This is a genomic window from Pedobacter frigidisoli, assembly GCF_004331675.1.
Classification (GTDB): Bacteria; Bacteroidota; Bacteroidia; order Sphingobacteriales; family Sphingobacteriaceae; genus Pedobacter; species Pedobacter frigidisoli.
The window spans coordinates 539,420-560,974 of record NZ_SJSN01000001.1; the positions used below are offsets into that span (position 1 = coordinate 539,420).

Genomic DNA, 21,555 nt, shown 5'->3' on the forward strand with positions numbered 1-21,555 from the left:
TTTTAAAATGTTTCTTGTAGCAAATATAACATTCGTAGGTTAAGAATTGTTCATGTAAATATCATCAAATCTTATTTTAGCGAAGATTGTTACCTTTTCTTTTCAAAAAATTTTTTCATTAGCGTTGCGCATTCATCAGCCATAACGCCTCCTTTTAAGATAGTTTTAGGATGCAAAAGATTAGCATTTTTAGAGATGAAGCCGCGTTTTTCTTCCCTCGCTCCATAAACAATTCTGCTGATTTGAGTCCAATAGCTAGCGCCAGCACACATTACACAAGGTTCGATGGTAACATATAATGTGCAATCCCTTAAGTATTTACCACCAATGGTTTGTGCTGCCGAAGTAAAAGCCTGCATTTCTGCATGGGCGGTAACATCATTAAATTTCTCTGTTAAATTATAGCCTCTTCCAATTATCCTATTCTTACTTACCACAATTGCACCAATCGGAATTTCATCCTCAGTTAAGGCCTTTTTGGCCTCTTCAAGTGCCAATTTCATGTAATGAATATCTTCTGCTTCTGGATTGGTATTTTCGAAATTATAAAAACTCATGTGGCAAATATAATTAAACTTGGCCGTTGGGCTTAGTTTTTAAGATTTTGGAGCGCAATACCAGTGCGCATCGGTTTCTTTCGTCCTGCTTTTCATTTTAGCCCCGAGAAAAATCAGGGGCTGCCATTTCAATCAGGGCTAAAAATAAATTTTGTACAATAAACAAGTGTCAGTATCCCTCAAATCCTCAAAATTAAGGAGCAAAGAATTTAGGAACACGCAAAGTCGTTCTAGGAGCATCTGCGTTATTTATCATTTTAAATCTGCGAGAGAATTGTTAAGAAATTAAATCAACTTACTTCCATTCGGCACTTTCTTATCTACAGCGGTTAAAACAATGTCACCATTTTCATCGGCGAAACCCGTAACCAAAAATTCAGACATAAATTTACCTATCTGCTTTTTAGGAAAGTTAACCACTCCAACTATCTGTTTGCCTGGCAACTCTTTTAACGTATAATGTTTTGTAATTTGTGCACTACTTGTTTTAACACCTAGGCCCCCAAAATCAACTTTCAATTTAAAGGCAGGTTTTCTTGCCTCTGGAAACTCAAGTGCTTCTAAAATTGTTCCAATCCTTAACTCAACCTTTTCAAAATCATCCCAAGTAATTTGTTGCATAAGTTTAATTGTTCATTTAATCTCCAGCAAAACTAAAGATTATTGCATTAATGTTTAAGTCTTAATACTATAAAAACCTAAAATAATTCAAACGGTTGCATAGCGTACGGCATCTAGTTAATCGTTTTAATTATTTTGAGTTCAATTTTTTTTACGTAGATTTTATAAAAAATTTGCGTTTTATAATTTTACGACTATCTTTATGCAACCGTTTGCATAACCAGATATTAATTTTAGCGATAACAGATGTATTTATTAGGTATTGATGTAGGCACTTCGTCTATAAAAGTTGCAGTAGTTGATGTTCGTACGCAGAAAAGCGTAGCAACTGCTCAATACCCAGAGCAAGAAACAGAAATTAAATCTGTAAAACCAGGTTGGGCAGAGCAGTCTCCGTTAGATTGGTGGCAGAACACGCAGCAAGCGATTCTGAAACTTTGTGCAACAAATCTTTTCGATCCGAAAGAAATCAAAGCAATTGGAATTGCTTATCAAATGCATGGCTTGGTTGTGGTAGATAAAGATCAAGATGTACTTCGCGATAGCATCATTTGGTGTGATAGCCGAGCTGTAGTATTGGGAGAAAAAGCTTTCGATTCAATTGGTCATGAAAAGGCATTGAAGAACTTACTTAATTCTCCGGGAAATTTTACGGCATCAAAACTGGCCTGGATTAAAGAAAACGAGCCAGAAATTTATCAGAACATTGATAAGATAATGTTGCCTGGTGATTTCATCGCAATGAAACTTACAGGCGAAATTACAACAAGCATATCTGCACTATCAGAAGGGATTTTTTGGGATTTCCAAAAAGATGAGTTATCGAAAGACGTAATGGAATACTATGGCTTAAACGATAATTTTATACCCACAGTTAAAGCCTTGTTTTCATCACACGGCAAACTAAAAACTGACGTTGCTGAATTACTTGGATTAACAGCAGAGATTCCAATTTCGTATAAATCAGGTGATCAGCCAAATAATGCTTTATCCTTAAATGTTTTAAAACCTGGCGAAGTAGCTGCAACAGCTGGAACATCAGGCGTAATTTATGGTGTAAGCGATAGTCTTACCTATGACAAGCAATCGCGAATAAATACTTTCGCTCATGTAACCTATTCCCAAGAAAAGAAAAATACAGGTGTTTTATTATGCATAAATGGAACGGGAAGTATGTATCGTTGGGCGAAACACAATTTCGCTCCGAAATCTTCCTATCCAGAACTCAATAATCTAGCGACTAAATCTCCAATTGGAAGTAAGGGTTTAAAGGTTTTGCCTTTTGGAAATGGGGCCGAGCGAATTCTCAATAATAAATATACTGGTGCTCAAATATTGGGTATTGATTTAAACATCCATCATCAATCTGATATTTTTAGGGCCGTGCAAGAGGGAATAGCATTCTCTTTTAGGTACGGATTAGATATTATGCGAGAAAATGGAATGAAGCCTAAAGTTATTCGAGCTGGCAGAGCAAACCTTTTTTTAAGTGATGTTTTTGCTCAAACCTTTGTAGATGTTACTGGTGTTCCGGTAGAATTATATGAAAACGACGGCAGCGTTGGCGCAGCCTTAGGCGCTGGAATTGGTGCAGAAATTTTTAAAACCGCTGAAGAAGCATTTACACAACATGAGGTCATAAAAACCTTAATCCCAAAACATGCCGAGGCATACGAACCCATTTATCAAGAATGGAAAGAAATATTAGAGAAACAATTAATTAGTGAATAGAATGTAGTTAGTAGTCGGAAAGCTTAACGAATTTAACCATAGACTATTGACTATCAACAAAATTAACCAAAAACACAATGACAAAAGTAGTAACAGGAGCAAAGGAATTTTTCAAAGGTATAGATCAAATTCAATTTGAGGGCTTAGAAAGCGATAATCCATTAGCATTTAGGTGGTACGATGCCAACAAGGTAGTTGCTGGCAAAACCATGAACGAGCATTTTAAATTTGCATGTGCATATTGGCATTCATTTAATGGAAATGGTGCAGATCCTTTTGGTGGAGCAACGCATATTTTCCCGTGGGATGAAAAAAAGGATGCCGTAGAAAGAGCGAAAGACAAAATGGACGCAGCTTTCGAATTCATTACAAAAATGCAGTTGCCTTATTATTGTTTCCACGATGTGGATGTGGTTGATTATGGCGATAATGTAGTTGAAAACGAGCGCAGATTACAGGCTTTAGTAGAGTATGCAAAGCAAAAACAAGCAGATAGTGGCGTAAAACTACTTTGGGGAACTGCAAATTTATTCAGCCATAAACGTTATATGAATGGCGCTTCTACCAACCCTGATTTTCATGTTTTGGCACACGGTGCTGCACAAGTTAAGGCAGCTTTGGATGCTACAATTGCATTAGGGGGCGAAAACTATGTGTTTTGGGGTGGAAGAGAAGGTTACATGAGCTTACTGAATACTAACATGAAACGTGAGCAAGAGCACTTGGCGAAATTTTTACATACGGCTAAAGATTATGCTCGTAGTCAAGGTTTTAAAGGAACTTTCTTTATTGAACCAAAACCATGTGAGCCATCGAAACATCAGTATGATTATGATGCTGCTACAGTAAAAAGCTTTTTGCAGGAATATGATTTATTACAGGATTTTAAATTAAACTTAGAGGTAAACCACGCAACCTTGGCTGGCCATACTTTCCAACATGAATTACAAGTGGCAGTTGATAATGGCCTATTGGGATCAATCGATGCAAATCGTGGTGACTATCAAAATGGCTGGGATACCGATCAATTTCCAAATGATATTAACGAACTAACAGAATCGATGTTGGTAATTTTAGAGGGCGGTGGCTTACAAGGTGGAGGTGTTAATTTCGATGCTAAGATCCGTCGTAATTCTACTGATCAAGCTGATTTATTTTATGCACATGTTGGCGGAATGGATATTTTTGCAAGGGCTTTGGTTACTGCAGATGCCATTCTACAAAAATCAGATTACAAAAAAGTAAGAACAGATCGTTATTCTTCTTTCGATAGTGGCAAAGGTGCCGAATTTGAGCATGGCAAATTAACCTTGGAAGACTTAAGAAACTACGCGGCAGAAAATGGCGAGCCAGAAACGCGTAGTGGAAAGCAAGAATACCTTGAGAATATCATCAACAGATATATTTAATACCTTCTGAAAATTTTATTTGGAGGTGCGTTGGTTTACGCACCTCTATTTTATCATTATCAAACCAAACTCTATTTAATTTCTGATTTCGAGTAAGATCTAAAATAATAAACGTCGTTTTAACACTTTTTAATTTAAAAAAAAGTGAATATTAATTTATGATTTTATTACATTTAGATTTCTAAACCAAATAACACTTAAGACATTAATGAAACAAAACTTACTGGACACGAAGGATTACATTGTATTTGCAATCTACTTCGTTATTGTAGCTGCTTACGGGCTGTACATCTACAATAAGAAAAAATCCGCCTCTACTGGCTCAAAAGACTATTTCTTGGCAGAAGGCTCACTTACATGGTGGGCAATTGGTGCGTCATTAATCGCATCCAACATCTCTGCCGAGCAGTTTATTGGCATGAGTGGATCGGGATTTAAGATGGGACTTGCCATTGCAACTTATGAATGGATGGCTGCACTTACGTTGGTTATCGTTGCCGTTTTCTTCATTCCGGTTTACCTGAAGAACAAAATTGCCACCATGCCACAATTCCTTCATCAACGTTACAATGGAACAGTTGCGATGATTATGGCGGTGTTTTGGTTGTTACTTTATGTGGTTGTAAACTTAACGTCTATCCTTTATTTGGGTGCTTTAGCCGTAAGTAGTATTTCCGGCTTCAACCTCGATTTATGTATGTACGCCATTGCAGCTTTTGCAATCATTATTACACTTGGTGGAATGAAAGTGATTGGTTATACAGATGTTATACAGGTATTCTTTTTAATATTAGGTGGTTTAGCAACAACTTATTTAGCATTAAATCTGGTTTCTACACATTATGGAACATCGGGTATTTTCGAGGGATATAGTTTGATGACCTCAAAAGCATCAGAGCATTTTCACATGATCTTAAAACCTGAAAATGAGAATTATATCGACTTGCCGGGCCTAAGTGTTCTTGTTGGCGGGATGTGGATTGTGAACTTAAATTACTGGGGTTGTAACCAATACATCACACAACGTGCTTTAGGCGCAGATTTAAAAACCGCTCGTAGTGGTATTCTCTTCGCCGCATTCTTGAAATTATTAATGCCGATTATTGTGGTACTTCCCGGTATTGCAGCTTACGTACTTTATAAAGATGGTGCTTTTCAGTCGGAAATGTTGCAAGATGGATCTGTTAATCCAGATCGTGCCTATCCGGTATTGTTAAACTTATTACCAGCAGGATTAAAGGGATTATCATTTGCAGCTTTAACCGCAGCCGTAGTAGCCTCATTAGCTGGTAAAGCGAATAGTATAGCAACCATATTTACTCTTGATATTTATAAAAAAGTATTAAAGGTTGATGCTTCTGAAAAGAACTTGGTAAACACAGGTAAAATTGCCGTGGTAGTTGCCATGATTTTAGGTGTTGTGATTGCACCTCACTTGGGTATCGATAAAAAAGGTGGTTTCCAGTACATTCAAGAATATACAGGCTTTGTATCACCAGGTATCTTCGCTATGTTTATTTTAGGTTTCTTTTGGAAAAGAGCAACATCAAACGCAGCGCTTTTTGCAACCATTGGTGGTTTCGGCTTATCGCTTTTATTAAAGTTCCTTCCAGGAATGACAGATCTATCGTGGTTATCGGGAATGGGCTTCTCAGTGAAAACTGCAGCTGGCATTTATGAAATTCCGTTCTTAGATAGAATGGGCTTTGTGTTTGTTTTCTGTATTATCGGTATGGTGATTATTAGCTTGTTCGAAAATAGAAATGGTGTTAATCCAAAAGGATTGGAGATCGATTCTAAAATGTTTAAGACCACCACAGGTTTTGCTGTTGGTGCATTAATTATCATCGGATTATTAGTAGCACTTTACGGTATTTACTGGTAGAATCTTTTGATTATCAATATTATTTAAAGCTTTCTGGGAAACCGGAAAGCTTTTTTTGTTCAATAGAATTCGTAATTTTAATTTAAGAGTTTAAACGTTTTCGTCATGCTGAAATTGGTTCAGCATCTTTTACGATTAGCGCTCATTTAATATTAATTCGAATTAAAACCATGAAAGCACCTGAATATTACCAGCCAATCATGCCATACCTTGTAGTTAAGGATGCAGCGAAATTTATCGAATTTATAAAAGAAGTTTTTGATGCTGACATAAAATTAGTTGTTCCCAGAGCAGACGGAACGATTATGCATGCAGAAGCAACAATTGATAAGGGAACGATTATGTTTACCGATGCCAGTGATGATTATCCTCCTTTTCCTGCAGGCATGTTTATCTTCTCACCTAGGGCAATGGCATTTTACGATAAGGCAATGGCCAATGGTGCAACATCTGCTCAAGAACCTGATGAAAGAGAATATGGTTTAAGCGCTGGTTTTACCGATGCTTGGGGAAATACATGGTGGGTAACGGTTCCTGGAGAATGATAGATTATTGTGCACAAGGTCCATCGGGAATTTCCTTGCTAATTTTAAGCACTTTGGTAACCACTAATGTCGAATCGAAATCGGCAGATACGGTTGCCGTGTCAGATTTAGCAAAGTAACCCTGTAACTCTACATAAACAGGCTCATAAGGTTTTTCAAAGCCCAAATTACTGTATTGAAGCTCTAAATTCTTTACGCTATCGGTTACCCAATATTCCCTGCCATCCTCACAAAGGGTAAAAGATTTCATCTCCGGACCGAAACTATACAGACCTTTAACGGTTTTAAAATTACTTTTCTCTCCCTCGGCTTTATCCGTTCTATTACAAGCGGTAGCAGCCACGCCAAGGAGCACAACAAATACAAATGCTTGTTTAAATAATTTCATCTTATATAGTTTGATTAATTTGATCTATCTTCTTAACACTTAAGTTTGATGACAAAGCGGATGCCAAAAATGAGAATATTCCAACGGTTACAAAAACTAAAATGAAATCTTTCCATTTTAATCCAATTGGGTAAGAACTTACCAGTGTTCCTTCGCCCATTTTAATTAAGCCATACGTGTGTTGCACATAATAAAAAAGGAGGCCAATGACCAAGCCGAGCACACAGCCCGACATCGTAATCATCATTCCTTCTAATAAAAATATCCGCTTAATTAATTTTCTACCAGCACCGAGGCTGCTCAGAATAGCGATATCCTTAACCTTATCAATTACCAACATAGTTAACGAGCCGACCACATTAAATATAGCAATTATTAAAATGAAAGTTAGAATGATATATACCATGCTTTTTTCTGAATTGAAAATGTGGTGCAAGGAACTATTTTGCTCGGCCCGATTTTGAACAACATAATCCTTTCCCAATTTTTCGGCAATGTCTTCTTTATATTGGTCTATATCTACCTGTGGATTAAAATCTATTTCGATGGAGGAAACATTTTTACTTTCATCGAGCAGTTCTCTCGCAAAGGAAAGGGGAACGATTATACCGCTATCAAATTCCTGCTGAACCTCAAAAACACCGCTAACCCGAATGCTTTTTACAATAAAATCATCAGTTGGATTTAATGAGTTTACTGCCATGGTTTTCTTTGGAGAATAAATTTCTAGCTCAGTAAAAGGGTCTAATGTATTTACCGCGAGATAACTCTGTAAGCCGGTACCGATTACTGCATTATCGCCGCTTTTATTATGAAGCACAAACCTACCTTCTTTAATGGTGCTATCTAATTTTGCGTTTTTGAGGTAATCGGGACTTACGCCCTTAACCATTCCAACGGCCTGTTTGTCGTTATACTTAAGCAAGGCATTTTCTTGTAGCACTTCGGAGAACGCATAAACATCCTTATTTTGCCTAAGTGAAGAAAAATAGGCAGTATTGGGATCAAAGGTTTTTCCCTTTGCTGGTGTAATTTGAATTTGCGGAGTAATGGTATCGAACATACCCAAAACCACGGTTTCCAATCCGTTAAATACCGAAAGAATAATAATTAATGCCGCACTACCAACCATTACCCCAACCATAGATATTCCGGAGATTAGGTTAATGGCATTTGTTGATTTCTTGGCAAACAAATACCTTTTAGCGATATAGAACGACGTATTCACGATGGTAAAGATAATTAAAAGGTTGAGGCTTTAATGGCAAAGGGCGAAATGTTGTAAACCCTTTTCACATATCCATCTTAGGTTTTACATTTAAAAAAACGGATTATGCTGTTTTTCAAAACCGATAGTTGTTTCTGGTCCATGGCCGGGATAAACTGTGGTTTCATCTGGTAAGACAAATAGCTTATCTGAAATGTTTTGAATTAGTTGCTCATGATTCCCACCGGGCAAATCAGAGCGGCCAATGCTTCCTCGAAACAGTACATCACCGCCGATTAAAATATTGTCGGCCTTACTGTAAAAACATAAATGGGCTGGCGAATGGCCTGGCGCAAAAATTAAATCTAATGTACTATTGCCAAAAGTTATTGTTCCAGTTTCTGGTAGAAAGGTATCGGGCAGCGGAGAAACCTCATAATGCGTAAATCCCATAGACGGCGCATAACTAGGTACTGCATTTAAAACCGGTAATTCACCTGCATGAAACTGAGGCTTTAATCCGTAGGTATCAAAAATGAACTTATTACCAAAAACATGATCGATATGGCAGTGCGTATTCAATAGTATAACAGGTTTTAAGTTTTCTTGCTTAATAAAAGCAGCAAGTTCATTTTGCTCGAAACCCTCATACATACCTGGATCGACAATTACACACTCTTTTGTTTCATCGTAGAGTACGTAGGTATTTTCGCTATAAGCGTTGAATGTAAATATTTTTACGGTAATCATAATTTTAGATGAAATAATGCAAAAGCATTAAGATTGATGAATTAAAAAATAAATTTTCGGCGATTTAGTTTTTCCATTTAAAGGTAGCAATCAAAGTATCGATATCCTTTTTGATGAAATTTATTACAGGAGCTATTGAATCGTATTGTGGCCGTTCGTTGAAATAAAGTGCGCCCCTAAAATAATGCTTGGTACTATCTGTTAAAAAAAACTGGACTGACGAAGCCGTATTACCTTCAATGGCGTAATAAACTCCATAAACTTTCCTATCGGGATAATTAATGAGTTTTTGATCGATGGCACTTGCCTTAATGGTGTGCTTGAAAGCAAGCTTTCTCGCATCTTCAACCATTTCATCATATTCTCCTTTGCCAGAAATATCATAATAGGTTAAATGCAAAAAACCATTAAATTGTTTGAAATGTAAGTTATACCAATCCTTTGCTGCATCACGACTTTTATCTTGTTCTACAAATGCATAAGTTGGATAATCGAAGCTGAAAGGAACGGGTTTATTAAAGGAAACATATTCTTTCTTTGGAAATTCAATACGGAAGTAGGCTTTTGGTTTCGGACTATAATCGTGATTTTGACAAGCTGTAAAGCTGATAAGCAAAACAAAGGAAAGAATGATGAGCTGTTTTAATTTCATAATCACTTTGTATTATTGCTAATCTTCGTTCGGTTAAAACTGTGTGTAAATTAATATTGGGCGTTTATTGATAAGTTTCTGTTTTTTGGCATCAATGAGCTCAGCAAAGCCTCGGTTTAACACGCTCTCCGCTATATTCCCTATGAAAATCCGGAGATGCCGCTTCTATCGTTAACGCTATCAAATCTTAAAAAGTTATTTTTATTATTCTCTATCAGTCAAACTTAGGCTAATAACGACTTATTATTTTATTTATTCCATATCTCCCAAGCTTTTTCAGCTTGTTTGTAGAGCATTTCTAGTCCATTTTTAATTGCTGCACCATGTTGAGCCGCTTTAGCTAAAAATACTGTTTCTAATGGATTGTAAACCAAATCGTAAGCTAAATGTTCCTTGCCAATTTGGGAGTAATCTATTTCAGGAAAGGTATCAACATTTGGCGACATACCCAAGGGTGTTGTGTTGATTAACAATTTATGCGACACCAAAATCTCTGGGGTTACCTCCGAATATAAGATAGCCCCGTTTATCGCCTTGCGAACAACTACTTGATATTCGATATTTAATTTCTCCAGCACATATTTAACGGCTTTTGCCGCACCGCCATCGCCAAAAACCAAAGCTTTTATATTTTGGTCTGTCAGGAGTGGTGTTAAAGATACCTCAAATCCATAAGCATCGGTATTGTAACCCTTTAAATAGTTTTCACCATCAAGGCTTTTTATCGAGATGCAATTAACCGCCCCAATCTTTTCTGCAGCTTCTTCTATCTCATTTAAGTAACAAAGTACATTAACCTTATGCGGAATAGTTACGTTTAAGCCACAAAGAGATGGGTTTTCGATTAATAAATCAGGAAGCGATTTAACATCTTCTATTGGAAAAAGCTCATATTGATGATCAGCTATTCCCTCATTTAAAAACTTTTCGGTAAAATATTTTTTAGAGAAAGAATGAGATAAGGGATATCCAATTAAGCCGTAAGTTTTCATAGCAAGTATTAATCATCTCTACGATGAAGCCGCCTTTTGTGAGACATGAAGTAACCACAACGTGATTGAATTATCTACAAGAATAGATTGCTTCGTGTCTCGCAATGACGATGTAATTTATTTAGATTGATTCAGGAAATAATCAAAAGTATCTCCACGTAAACCTAAACGAATGGTTTCTAAAGGAATAACTTCAGCAGGCGCAATGTTACCAAGATTTACATTGGTTCCAATTAATTTGATAAACCAAACTTGTTGTTCCTTTTGTGGAGCTTCCCAAATAATGGTTTCTTCTGGTATTTGTGTTAAAATTTCATCAACTAATCCCTCGCGAACTTCTCCACTGCCACGGTAAATACCAACATTTCCACCTTCACGAGCCTCGGCAATTACTTTCCAAGAACCAGCTTCGATCTCGGCTTTCATTAATTTGATCCATTTATAAGGAGCGAAAATTTTCGCTGCATCCTTACTTCCAACTTCAGAAATTACAGTTACCTGTTTAGATAACTCTCTAATAAAACCACACTTTAAGTCGTGTTCAATCTCGATAGACCCATCAGAAACTTCAGCATATTCCATTCCGTATTGGTCTAAAATGCGTTGGTAATCGGAAAATTGGTTACGTATAATGAATGCTTCAAATAAGGTTCCACCAAAATAAGTTGGAATGCCTGCACTTTTATATAAGGCTAATTTTTCTTTAAGATTTGGGGTAACGTGTGATGTTGCCCAACCTAATTTTACGATGTCTGTATATACGCCAGCAACTTCAATAAAATCTTCAACCTGGCGTAGGCTTAATCCCTTATCCATAACCATGGTATAACCGCTTTGGCGTGGTTTAGCTGGACGTTCAGGAACGTTTAATAATGGGTAATTCATATGGGTACAAAAGTGAAAAAAATTTTGAGAATTATTTGTTAAATTTTTCTCACAAGGCTCTTACCTAATATATTTGTTTATAACGTTGATAATGGCGCTGTTATCTTGCAACTGCGGCAAATATTCGAATAATATATAATGCTTTTCTGGATCAGTTGTTAAAGCCGTTTCCAAATAACCAAGTGCATCGGCATGACTTCCCAAGGCAAACAGATAAGCAACCATTCGGTAATACAATTCTGCAGCTTCGGGATTATTCTTAATGGCTTCGGCCATAGTTTCTGATGCCTCTAGCAGTTTTCCCTGCTCGTAAAGCACTGTACTAAAATCCAACCAAGCTTCAATATCTAGCGGATTGTATTCCAAAACTTTCTCGTAAGCTTCAATCGATTCATCAATTTGCCCTAGCTTGTAATAAGCATCGGCCATAGCGAACCAGAAATCAGGATTTTCAGCCTCTAGATCAATTGCCTTTTTATAAAAATGTAAGGATTCAAAATAACGTTCCTCATGGTTTAAGGTTACGCCAATCCCAAACCAGGCATCACCCATTTTAGGGTCCATTTTTACCGACTTTTTATAGTAAGAACGTGCCTCATCCATTTTCTCCAACTTCTCATAACATTCTCCAATAGCACAATAAGTATCGGCATTTGGTTGCTCGTACTCAAAAGTATGTTTGTACACCTCGATGGCCTCATCATACTTATCTAGTTGCACCAAGGCATTTCCTTTATTGAAGTATGCAGAGCTGAAATCCTCCTTAATTAGAATAGCATAATCATAAGCATCGATAGCTTTCTCAAAAAGATTTAATTTATGAAAACTATTGCCCAAGTTATACCAAGCCGCATAAGAGTAAGGATCAGTATCGATGTATTGCTGATAAAATTTGATGCTTTCCTCTTGCTTGTCCAAAACATCATAACAGAAAGCCAACTCATACAAGCCGTCTTGGTTTTCCATATTCTGTTCTAAACTTAACTTAATGTAGGTGATGGCACTTTCATAATCAGACATGCTTTGGTAAACATAAGCCATCTGTAATAAAACTTCATCAGTTGTTTCTGCCAATCCCAATGCTTTCTCATAATTTTCCAGGGCCTCGCTAAAACGCTCGGTATTTTGAAAAATATTTCCCCTCAATAAATAAATATCTGGTTCTGATGGCTCCAACAATTCTGCCTTTTGAAGTGATATAAAAGCTTGTTCATTGTTGTTGGTTAAAATGTAAAGATGAGCCTGTTTTATTAGAAAAACCGTTGCGTAAGGATGTTGGCTAACGGCAAAATCAACCACCTGTAAAGCCTTAACTGGATCATTTTTCTCGATGTAAAAATCTACAATGTATTCGAATGCGCCAGCATCGAAGAAATATTGATCCTGATTACGGAGCATCTCTTCATAACGTTCTACAGAGCGTTGTGCGTCTTCATTGGATTCAAAAAAGAATTCTTCTTCCATATCTTATAAAATTAAAGAACCGTGCAAATAAGCAGAAAACACATTATAAGTTTACAATATTATATTATTCGTTTTTAAAAAAATTATTAACATCAACTGTTAATAACGATGTAAATACCTGAATATAAAGCTTATTGTTGTGAATATTACCTGTGGATAATCAGATGATTTTTTCAACACCGCGGTTCCTTTTCCCTCCTTTTACAAAAATAATATAAATTTATATTAGTAACGTAATTAAGAAGTCATGAAAAGATTAGCCATTATAGAGCTTGTTACGATTATTTCTTGGCAATTATCCTATCATGAAACGTTCCCAATCAACGAATTGCCAAAATAAATTATTTTTGCTACCCATTAATCGTCCCGATGGGACGAATTGGAAATTTAACTTCTTTTTGTGCTTTGATCAAAATAGCACTAATGGTCTGTGAGCCACAGACCATGGAATGAGCATCTTCCCAAACTTGGTGCACAATCTTATCACATTTATTTATACTCTCGTCCCAGCGGGACGACTCATGGGTAAAAAAACAATTGGTCATCTTTTTTCGTTCCGTAGGAACGTTTTGTGTCTTTATCACCATCCATAAAAAAGGCACCACAAATTATAAATCCGTGATGCCCTCAATATTATAACTGAACCTTTATTCCTTTCCTAAATCTGCTGCTGCTTTTGTGAATATTTCGGCTTGCTTATTTAAGTTTGTCTTAACCGTTCCACTTGCAGACGATGCCTGTTTAGATTTACCTTGGGCAGTCGCCGTGTAAGCGCTCGATAATTGCTTATTTAAAAAAGACTGCAACTTCAATCTTTCAATTGCATCGCTAATATTTTTAATGCCTTTTTCTGTAATTGATGGATTTGTATTCGCTCTTAAATATTGAAAATATTGACCGATAACAGAAAAGATTTTATTCCTATCACCGTTAACCATAATATTTTCATAAAATGCTTGATGCTCATCTTTCGGGTCGCTAATATAAAGCTCTGCAATAGATGAAGCAATATGATCTTTCGTATCTTGATCCAAACCAGAAAGCGCTGTTAAACCATCTTGTGGCGCAAGTTTAGTTAATCCAGCAACAGAGGCAGCAATTACTTTATACGATCTATCTTTAACACCATCCATTAACAATGTTTTATAAGTTTGATCGCCAGTTTCTGCCAACTTAGAAATTGCAGCAGACCTCACTTCTGTATCCTTATCAGTTTTTGCCAATTGAAATAAAACCGGTAAAGCCGCAGCTTTGATTTGAGCATCTTCGAGGTTTAAACCCTCAATACTTAAAGCACGCAAATCTCCCGATTTATCTTTTAATCCATCTAATAAAACCTGCTGACCGCTCTTTGCCTTACTTTGCATAATGAATTGTAAAGCCTCAATTCTATTCGCGTAACTTGGCGCATTCTTATATTGGAAATAATAATTCTCTGCCGTTTTATTGTCATTCGTTTCACCAACAATAATTTTATCTACATCAAAATCGATTAAATCTGGCTTAGGCGCTACATCAAAACTAAAACGCTGCTCGCGACTATTGATTAATATTTCCTTACTAATTTTCTTCCCGCCAGCATAGATATCAACCTTAACCGGTAGGATAAAAGTTTGTACACTTGAATCTTGAGTTTGTTTTACTTTTATGATTGCCTTTCCGTTTTCGTAACCATAATCAACAGCTAGAATCGGATGCCCACCACTGTAATACCATTGGTTAAAATACGGACTCCAATCTTGACCCGTAACTTCTTCCATGGCCAAACGCAATTGGTGAGTTTCGCCGTTTTTAAAAGCGTTAGTGGCTAAATACTTGTTCAAACCTTTATAAAATGCAGCATCGCCCATTTGGTTTTTCATCGCATATAAAATAACCGATCCTTTTGCATAGCTGATGTTATCAAATAAATCTTCTTTGTCGTTATAATAAAAACGAGCTAAAATCGGACTTTCGCCATTTTTTGTAGAGCTGATATAGGATTGCAATTTCTCGAAACGAGATTTATCTTCAGCATCTTTTCCTGCATCATGGCCATGCCAAACCACTTCACCAAAAGTGGCAAAAGATTCGTTCATGGTAATGTTAGACCATGATTCTGCCGTAACATAATCGCCAAACCATTGGTGAAAAAGCTCGTGAGCAATTACGCCCTCTTCGTTTCCATCTAACAATTCACGATCTGTTTTTTGAACTTGCTCGCCATGTAAAGTAGCTGTGGTATTTTCCATTGCTCCAGAAACGTAATCTCTGGCAACCACTTGCGAATATTTGTTCCAAGGATAATCAACACCTAAAAGATCACTGTAGAATTTAATCATATCTGGTGTTTTGCCAAAAATTTGTTTGGCATAAGGTGCAAATTTCGGCTCTAGATAATAATTTACTTCCTTGCCTTTGTAAGTATCTTTAGTGATCTTGAAATCGCCAACCGCCATCATAAATAAATATGGCGAATGTGGTAAATCCATTTTCCAAGTATCGGTTCTGGTTCCGTTGGCATTGGCTTTCTGACTGATCAATTTTCCGTTAGAAAGGGTGGTATATTTCGACTGAACCGTCATCGAAATTTCTTCGGTTGTTTTCTGATCTGGTTTGTCTATTGTTGGAAACCAAGCCGATGAAGATTCGGTTTCACCTTGAGTCCAAATTTGTGTCGGTTTGTTTTTATCCGTTCCATCTGGATTAATAAAATACAAGCCTTTTGCATCGGTTATCGCAGCGCTGCCCTTTACTTTCAATTCATCCGGCTTTGCCGTGTAAGCAATATAAACGGTATATTTTTCTGTGTTAGTATATTTTTTATTTAGGGTGATGTACAACTTATTATCGTTGTAAACATATTTCAAAGGCGTATTTCCCTTTACGCCAACCAAAGCAACAGTTTTTATATCCATCCCTTGCGCATCCAAGGTTAAGGAGTCTGTAGCGTAAAAATGAGGCTTTAAGGTAACCCATTCCTTGCCATACAAATATCGCTTTGCATAATCAAAAGATACATCGAGCTTGGTATGAATAAGGTCGTTTATTTTTGGCGCAGTGACGTGATAAACAGAAAGATTAGGAGATTTTTCCTCGATTTTTTCTTGAGCAAAAATTGTGCTTGCTGTAAAAACAGCTGCCACAACCAAGCTACAAGTCAGAAATTTTTTATTCATTTTTTAAGATTTAATAAGCCAGATAACTTTAAAACAACATATTGAGAATTGTGATAAAGTAAAGACCCAAATGTAACCTGCTTTCTGTTAATTTTTTGTTTTTTTGTGTAAATCGTTAGATATATGAACACAGATATTCAATCCATTTTAAATAAATTAGGGGTAAAGGCAATCAATGCGGCTTTTAGTACAGGTAGCGTTTGGGGTGGCGAATTGAACTCCGAAAGGTTAGAAAGTTTTTCGCCTGTTGATGGAAAATTAATAGCTGCCACCAAAGTTGCAAGCGCTTCAGATTACGATCATGTAATCGCGAAAGCACAAGCTGCTTTTACAGAATGGCGCACGATTCCTGCACCAAAAAGAGGCGATATTGTTCGTCAGTTTGGTGATGCTTTGCGTGAAAATAAAGATGCTCTTGGCACTTTGGTTTCTTATGAGATGGGCAAAAGCTTGCAAGAGGGTTTTGGTGAAGTGCAGGAAATGATCGATATCTGCGATTTTGCCGTGGGATTATCTCGACAGCTTTACGGTTTAACGATGCACAGCGAACGTCCAAACCACCGAATGTACGAGCAATGGCATCCGTTAGGAATTGTAGGCATTATTTCTGCCTTTAATTTCCCGGTTGCGGTTTGGGCTTGGAATACTGCATTGGCTCTGGTTTGTGGAAATGTTTGCATTTGGAAACCATCTGAGAAAACACCTTTAACAGCAATTGCTTGTCAGCATATTATTGCAACGGTTTTTAAAGCCAACGATGTTGCCGAAGGGGTTTGTAATTTAATTTTAGGCGACAGAACAGTTGGAGAATTGATGACGAATGACAGTCGGGTTGCTTTAATTTCTGCAACAGGATCTACCCGAATGGGTAAGGCTGTAGGTGCCGCAGTTGGTGCTCGTTTAGGAAAAAGCTTGTTAGAATTGGGTGGAAATAATGCCATCATCATTTCAGAACATGCAGATTTAGATATGAGCTTAATCGGTGCTGTTTTTGGTGCTGTTGGTACCGCCGGACAACGTTGTACATCGACCAGAAGATTGATTATTCATGAAAATGTTTATGATGCATTTACTGCAAAATTGGTTAAGGCTTATGGTCAGCTGGGTATTGGCGATCCATTGGATCAAAACAACCATGTTGGGCCACTGATTGATCAAGATGCAGTTGCGGCTTACTTAGATTCCATAGAAAAATGTAAGGCTGAGGGCGGAAATTTTGTGGTTGAGGGTGGCGTTTTATCTGGCGATGAATATTCAAGCGGATGTTATGTTAAACCCTGCATTGCCGAGGTTAAAAATGAATTTGCAATTGTACAGCATGAAACTTTTGCACCAATTTTATATCTAATCAAATACAAAACTTTGGAAGAAGCCATCGCTTTGCAAAACGGTGTCCCTCAAGGTTTATCATCAGCAATCATGACTTTGAATTTGAGAGAAGCAGAGCATTTCTTATCTGTAAAAGGTTCTGATTGTGGCATCGCCAACGTAAATATCGGTACATCTGGAGCAGAGATTGGTGGTGCTTTTGGTGGCGAGAAAGAAACCGGTGGCGGTAGAGAAAGTGGTTCTGATGCTTGGAGAGCATACATGCGCAGGCAAACCAACACGATTAATTATTCGAACACCTTGCCATTGGCGCAAGGAATAAAGTTTGATTTGTAAGAAATTAACAACCACAAACACACAAAGTACCCCAAGATCGTTCTTTGTGTCCTCCGTGTCTTTGTGGTAAAAGTAATAGCAAACAATGGAAAATATATCAGGAAAAAACGCACTCATCACAGGTGCAGGTAAAGGTATTGGAAAGGCAATCGCCATTGCTTTGGCAAAAGAGGGCGTAAATGTTGGTTTGGTGGCCAGAACACAAAGCGATTTAGAAAAACTTGCAGAAGAACTCAAGCAATTTAATGTTAAAATTTCGGTAACTACTGTTGATGTGAGCGATATTGAATCGGTAAATAAAGCCGTTGCAACTGTTCAGGCAGAACTTGGCTTTATAGACATTTTAATTAATAATGCAGGTATAGGGAAGTTTGCCAAGTTTTTAGAGATGGAACCAGCATCTTGGGAAGAAATTATCAAGATTAATCTCCTCGGACCGTATTATGTTACTCGAGCGGTTGTGCCGCAAATGATCGAAAAACAAACAGGTGATATTATTAACATTTCGAGTTCTTCGGCGCTTAGTCCTGCGGCGGTAACCAGTGCATATTCTGCATCAAAAGCGGGCTTAATTGCTTTATCAACCTCGTTGATGCAGGAAATGCGCAAACACAATATTCGCGTTACTTCACTAACACCAAGCACTACGGCCACCGATATGGCAATCGAATTAAAATTGACGGATGGTAATCCTGATAAGGTAATGCAACCCGAAGATTTGGCAGATTTGATTGTTTCTCAATTAAAATTAAGCCGTAGGGTTTTTGTAAAAGATGCCGGCCTTTGGTCGACCAATCCATAAATAAAAAAGAGTTACTAACTTTTTAAAAGTTGGTAACTCTATATGAATTAGGAAAGATATATAGTGGATTATTAGAAAAGTTTCTCTAATAAGTCGGAGTTTAAATCATCGTAACGAGATTTATTATTGCTAGCTAAAACTGTTTTGGCAGCAGTTTTAATGTTGCTTTCTTTAGCAGTGAAATCACCCATTTTCATTTTAGATTGACTTCCCACTATAGCGGTGTGGCTTTCTGTTGTTCCAGCTAAATTTAAGCTTGCAGAATCGTTTACACTGGCAAATAAATTAACTGTATTTGCTTTAATATCTGCTGATGCTTGATCGTTCAAAACCACGTTTAAGTTTAAAAGATTAAAGTTTCCAGCTGTTGTAACGGTTGCGGTATTTGAAGCTTCTATATTTGAGATATTATTCACGTGAGCAATTACTGTTAAAGTGTTTTTATCATAAGAACTGATGCGAAGCTCCGAACCTTGTTGTTGCACCAAAGCATTTTTGGCGTAGTAGGCATTATAAACCTCAACACTTTCCTTTGCATCTTGAACCAAGATAAGTTTAACATTTCCACTAACTACAATTTTATTGATGTTTTTAACTTGAGTTAAAGTGGTATAGCTTGCATTGTTTTCTGATGCATTTGCTACTGCTGTTGCGCTGCTTAAAGTAACCATTACTAATGCTGCTGCGAATAAATTTTTGATAGAATTTTTCATGATCTTAATATTTTATGTTTTATAAATCTTTTTTTTAAATCCCTAATTATTAGGTTGTTTTGTAATTAAGACGATAAGACATCAAAAACGTTTCAGCGGAAAACGCTGTATTATACCATACCAAGATTATGCTAGACGAACGCCAATTTAATCTAGACCAAAAATGTTTCATATTTTGTAACTCCATAAAAAAAGGATGTTCTCTTTCGAAAACATCCTCCATATTGTGTAAAAAATTAGCAATTAAAGCTTTCTAATTAGTAAAAAACCATCTGCATTTAGCCATCTATAGCGTGATTCCGTTCTTTTATCATTACCAGTGATTCGATTTGCCAAGTAGGTAAATTCATATTTACCTATAGTTTTAGAGAAAGAGAGCTTATTCTCAGGCAAAACATATTCATTATTTTTTGATGAAGTTTTTAATTTATTGGCTTTTGCCAGGATTACCATTTCATCGAAAGCCTGTACTATATCAATTTTGATTACATTTTTATTATCGATGTTAATTGCAATATTTTTGTTGTCCTCAATCTTTTCAATCTTAATCTTTATTCCTTCGAATGTTTGCTCGGTAAGGCTTTCATATCCATTAAGCGCTAGCAAAAAATCATATCCTTTTATATTGACCAGTTCACCGTTCGATGTAACAAAAGTATATTGAACCTCTCTTTGATAGTCGCCATTTTCTTTAACTTTTAAAATGGAAAGTGCAGAATCTACTTTTGCTTCATTTCTTGAATATCGATAGAGATTCTTCTTACTGTTGATGTTTAACTCCACCATTTTTAAATCTCTGTTTGTAAAACCTTGAAGCGTTTTTAGTCCATGTCTAGATACCAAATACCTAACGATTAATGGTTTTTCTTTCAAGTCTTCTACTTTCTTAGAATTAAAAACCTTCTTTAATCTTGCTAATTGCGAATATTTAGAAACAGTCGATGCACTTTGTGGACCATAAACTGCAAGCAATGATAAAATGGCCAAACTAATCGGGATAATTTTAATGTTCTGTTTTTTACTGATTAGAAAATAACAGGTTATTCCCAACAGCCAAAGTGCTACTACAACTAATATATACCTGCTTTCTGTTATTCCATAAGGGCCAATACGTTTCCAAACAGCCAATAAAAGTAATGCGATTAAGGGGAAAAGCATGATGTAGAAAAACCGTGAAAATAATTTTATCCAGCTATTTCCCTCCTTTTCTTTCATGGGGTAGATTAGCAGCAATGATAAAATGCCGAACACCGAATAACCAATAATTAGGCTCGAGACCAGGCCTTTTGGAAGCGACCAAATGGCGATGATTTTAACCTCATAAAATAATAAAATGGCCAGGTAGATGGTCATTAATGGAATGAGCACAAACTGGGTAAATATTTTTAACCCTTTCGGATAAGTCGAATCTTCTTCGAGTTGAACAAAGTTTGCTGGTACGCCTGCCAAAAAGAATATCGGACTAAAACCTGCAGCAATAACAGCGAACACCGTTACGTAAACTTTCCAACGAATTTCTACCCCGAATAAACCATCAATAGCTACCAAAGCAATGGCCAAACCAGCATACAAGGCAACTGAATAAAGTGCCGCGGTTAAAAACCGTAAAAATAAAACCTTATTAAATTGCCAAAACCCATTCACATTCCCATGATCCATAAATGGAGAAAAGGCCACAAATAAATGAAAGGCAAAAGCAAGCAAGGCAATTTTTACCGCATCTGAAAAGTATTCGGTTGGGTTAAGTAGGAAGAAAAGCAATAGGCAAAAAAATACCGACAGCAATCTCATTATCCACTTTTTAGAGGTTTTAAATCCGCGTTTTTCTGCTAACAAATCTAAAGCCAGCGTTAAAGTTAAGCCCAGGTTACAGATAACCACAATCTTAATCAGCAAATCCTGAAGGCTTTGGTTATTGATATTATCATCGTAATCGCTGATATTAATGTAATAACCCCAAGATAAAGTTGCTAAAAGAATAAATATCGATTGAACCGGAAAGCGCTTAATTACGGTGATTAATCCTTGGTAAAGATGCTGTACTGATGGTAGCTTCATAAGCGTATTTTTTCTTAAATATATAGGCTTTTTTTACATAATCAAGTTTGTACCTGAACATAACAATTTTGTT

18 protein-coding genes are annotated in these 21,555 nt (G+C 36.7%); 6 read left to right on the top strand and 12 right to left on the bottom strand.

The genetic code is table 11. The features are described from left to right. Window positions 1-89: 89 nt before the first annotated feature. Together EZ449_RS02340 and EZ449_RS02345 are read right to left on the bottom strand one after the other, a co-directional pair. Window positions 90-557 (bottom strand): nucleoside deaminase, encoded by a 468-nt coding sequence (locus EZ449_RS02340; RefSeq protein WP_131556337.1) that lies wholly within the window; start codon window positions 555-557, stop codon window positions 90-92. A 285-nt stretch (window positions 558-842) separates the two neighbouring features. Then, window positions 843-1,178 carry a tRNA-binding protein gene (locus EZ449_RS02345; RefSeq protein ID WP_131556338.1) on the bottom strand — a complete coding sequence of 112 codons (336 nt, stop codon included), beginning with the start codon at window positions 1,176-1,178 and terminating at the stop codon, window positions 843-845. A 246-nt stretch (window positions 1,179-1,424) separates the two neighbouring features. Between EZ449_RS02345 and EZ449_RS02350 the strand changes: the two genes are divergently transcribed. The 4 genes from EZ449_RS02350 (at window position 1,425) to EZ449_RS02365 (ending at window position 6,748) form a co-directional block, all read left to right on the top strand. Next, window positions 1,425-2,909, top strand: a complete 1,485-nt coding sequence (locus EZ449_RS02350; protein ID WP_131556339.1) for a xylulokinase — start codon at window positions 1,425-1,427, stop codon at window positions 2,907-2,909. Window positions 2,910-2,986: 77 nt separating this feature from the next. Continuing rightward, entirely contained in the window at window positions 2,987-4,318 is a 1,332-nt protein-coding gene (xylA, locus tag EZ449_RS02355) for a xylose isomerase (RefSeq protein ID WP_131556340.1), read from the top strand. A gap of 208 nt (window positions 4,319-4,526) precedes the next feature. Next, complete coding sequence (locus EZ449_RS02360) at window positions 4,527-6,203, top strand: sodium/sugar symporter (protein ID WP_131556341.1); 1,677 nt, start codon at window positions 4,527-4,529, stop codon at window positions 6,201-6,203. A gap of 170 nt (window positions 6,204-6,373) precedes the next feature. Then, on the top strand, window positions 6,374-6,748 hold the full coding sequence (locus tag EZ449_RS02365; RefSeq protein ID WP_131556342.1) for a VOC family protein: 375 nt from the start codon (window positions 6,374-6,376) through the stop codon (window positions 6,746-6,748). 4 nt (window positions 6,749-6,752) lie between these two features. Here EZ449_RS02365 and EZ449_RS02370 read toward each other — a convergent pair whose 3' ends face one another. The 8 genes from EZ449_RS02370 to EZ449_RS02405 form a co-directional block, all read right to left on the bottom strand. Then, on the bottom strand, window positions 6,753-7,136 hold the full coding sequence (locus tag EZ449_RS02370) for a hypothetical protein (protein WP_131556343.1): 384 nt from the start codon (window positions 7,134-7,136) through the stop codon (window positions 6,753-6,755). A 1-nt stretch (window position 7,137) separates the two neighbouring features. Continuing rightward, complete coding sequence (locus EZ449_RS02375; protein ID WP_225872206.1) at window positions 7,138-8,364, bottom strand: ABC transporter permease; 1,227 nt, start codon at window positions 8,362-8,364, stop codon at window positions 7,138-7,140. Between the two features lie 90 nt (window positions 8,365-8,454). Further along, window positions 8,455-9,093, bottom strand: coding sequence for an MBL fold metallo-hydrolase (locus tag EZ449_RS02380; RefSeq protein WP_131556344.1), 639 nt, complete (start codon window positions 9,091-9,093; stop codon window positions 8,455-8,457). A 64-nt stretch (window positions 9,094-9,157) separates the two neighbouring features. Continuing rightward, on the bottom strand, window positions 9,158-9,745 hold the full coding sequence (gene gldD / locus EZ449_RS02385; protein WP_131556345.1) for a gliding motility lipoprotein GldD: 588 nt from the start codon (window positions 9,743-9,745) through the stop codon (window positions 9,158-9,160). A gap of 248 nt (window positions 9,746-9,993) precedes the next feature. Continuing rightward, on the bottom strand, window positions 9,994-10,737 hold the full coding sequence (locus EZ449_RS02390; protein ID WP_131556346.1) for a shikimate dehydrogenase family protein: 744 nt from the start codon (window positions 10,735-10,737) through the stop codon (window positions 9,994-9,996). A 117-nt stretch (window positions 10,738-10,854) separates the two neighbouring features. Continuing rightward, window positions 10,855-11,622 (bottom strand): phosphosulfolactate synthase, encoded by a 768-nt coding sequence (locus EZ449_RS02395; protein WP_131556347.1) that lies wholly within the window; start codon window positions 11,620-11,622, stop codon window positions 10,855-10,857. 60 nt (window positions 11,623-11,682) lie between these two features. Then, on the bottom strand, window positions 11,683-13,086 hold the full coding sequence (locus EZ449_RS02400) for a tetratricopeptide repeat protein (protein WP_131556348.1): 1,404 nt from the start codon (window positions 13,084-13,086) through the stop codon (window positions 11,683-11,685). A 647-nt stretch (window positions 13,087-13,733) separates the two neighbouring features. Continuing rightward, entirely contained in the window at window positions 13,734-16,244 is a 2,511-nt protein-coding gene (locus EZ449_RS02405) for a M1 family metallopeptidase (RefSeq protein WP_131556349.1), read from the bottom strand. A gap of 123 nt (window positions 16,245-16,367) precedes the next feature. Here EZ449_RS02405 and amaB point away from each other — a divergent pair, with 123 nt between their 5' ends. Next, window positions 16,368-17,909, top strand: coding sequence for an L-piperidine-6-carboxylate dehydrogenase (amaB, locus tag EZ449_RS02410; RefSeq protein ID WP_131556350.1), 1,542 nt, complete (start codon window positions 16,368-16,370; stop codon window positions 17,907-17,909). Between the two features lie 85 nt (window positions 17,910-17,994). Beyond that, window positions 17,995-18,711 carry a 3-ketoacyl-ACP reductase gene (locus tag EZ449_RS02415; RefSeq protein WP_131556351.1) on the top strand — a complete coding sequence of 239 codons (717 nt, stop codon included), beginning with the start codon at window positions 17,995-17,997 and terminating at the stop codon, window positions 18,709-18,711. 71 nt (window positions 18,712-18,782) lie between these two features. Here EZ449_RS02415 and EZ449_RS02420 read toward each other — a convergent pair whose 3' ends face one another. Then, a complete protein-coding gene (locus tag EZ449_RS02420; RefSeq protein ID WP_131556352.1) occupies window positions 18,783-19,424 on the bottom strand; it encodes a GIN domain-containing protein in 642 nt (213 codons plus the stop codon). Between the two features lie 243 nt (window positions 19,425-19,667). Then, window positions 19,668-21,482, bottom strand: a complete 1,815-nt coding sequence (locus EZ449_RS02425; protein WP_131556353.1) for a DUF4153 domain-containing protein — start codon at window positions 21,480-21,482, stop codon at window positions 19,668-19,670. Between the last annotated feature and the right edge of the window lie 73 nt (window positions 21,483-21,555).

Excerpts from the sequence above, each read along its gene's own strand:
- EZ449_RS02340 (WP_131556337.1), bottom strand. The coding sequence starts at position 557 with ATGAGTTTTTATAATTTCGAAAATACCAATCCAGAAGCAGAAGATATT.
- EZ449_RS02345 (WP_131556338.1), bottom strand. The coding sequence starts at position 1,178 with ATGCAACAAATTACTTGGGATGATTTTGAAAAGGTTGAGTTAAGGATT.
- EZ449_RS02350 (WP_131556339.1), top strand. The coding sequence starts at position 1,425 with ATGTATTTATTAGGTATTGATGTAGGCACTTCGTCTATAAAAGTTGCA.
- xylA (WP_131556340.1), top strand. The coding sequence starts at position 2,987 with ATGACAAAAGTAGTAACAGGAGCAAAGGAATTTTTCAAAGGTATAGAT.
- EZ449_RS02360 (WP_131556341.1), top strand. The coding sequence starts at position 4,527 with ATGAAACAAAACTTACTGGACACGAAGGATTACATTGTATTTGCAATC.
- EZ449_RS02365 (WP_131556342.1), top strand. The coding sequence starts at position 6,374 with ATGAAAGCACCTGAATATTACCAGCCAATCATGCCATACCTTGTAGTT.
- EZ449_RS02370 (WP_131556343.1), bottom strand. The coding sequence starts at position 7,136 with ATGAAATTATTTAAACAAGCATTTGTATTTGTTGTGCTCCTTGGCGTG.
- EZ449_RS02380 (WP_131556344.1), bottom strand. The coding sequence starts at position 9,093 with ATGATTACCGTAAAAATATTTACATTCAACGCTTATAGCGAAAATACC.
- gldD (WP_131556345.1), bottom strand. The coding sequence starts at position 9,745 with ATGAAATTAAAACAGCTCATCATTCTTTCCTTTGTTTTGCTTATCAGC.
- EZ449_RS02390 (WP_131556346.1), bottom strand. The coding sequence starts at position 10,737 with ATGAAAACTTACGGCTTAATTGGATATCCCTTATCTCATTCTTTCTCT.
- EZ449_RS02395 (WP_131556347.1), bottom strand. The coding sequence starts at position 11,622 with ATGAATTACCCATTATTAAACGTTCCTGAACGTCCAGCTAAACCACGC.
- EZ449_RS02400 (WP_131556348.1), bottom strand. The coding sequence starts at position 13,086 with ATGGAAGAAGAATTCTTTTTTGAATCCAATGAAGACGCACAACGCTCT.
- EZ449_RS02405 (WP_131556349.1), bottom strand. The coding sequence starts at position 16,244 with ATGAATAAAAAATTTCTGACTTGTAGCTTGGTTGTGGCAGCTGTTTTT.
- amaB (WP_131556350.1), top strand. The coding sequence starts at position 16,368 with ATGAACACAGATATTCAATCCATTTTAAATAAATTAGGGGTAAAGGCA.
- EZ449_RS02415 (WP_131556351.1), top strand. The coding sequence starts at position 17,995 with ATGGAAAATATATCAGGAAAAAACGCACTCATCACAGGTGCAGGTAAA.
- EZ449_RS02420 (WP_131556352.1), bottom strand. The coding sequence starts at position 19,424 with ATGAAAAATTCTATCAAAAATTTATTCGCAGCAGCATTAGTAATGGTT.
- EZ449_RS02425 (WP_131556353.1), bottom strand. The coding sequence starts at position 21,482 with ATGAAGCTACCATCAGTACAGCATCTTTACCAAGGATTAATCACCGTA.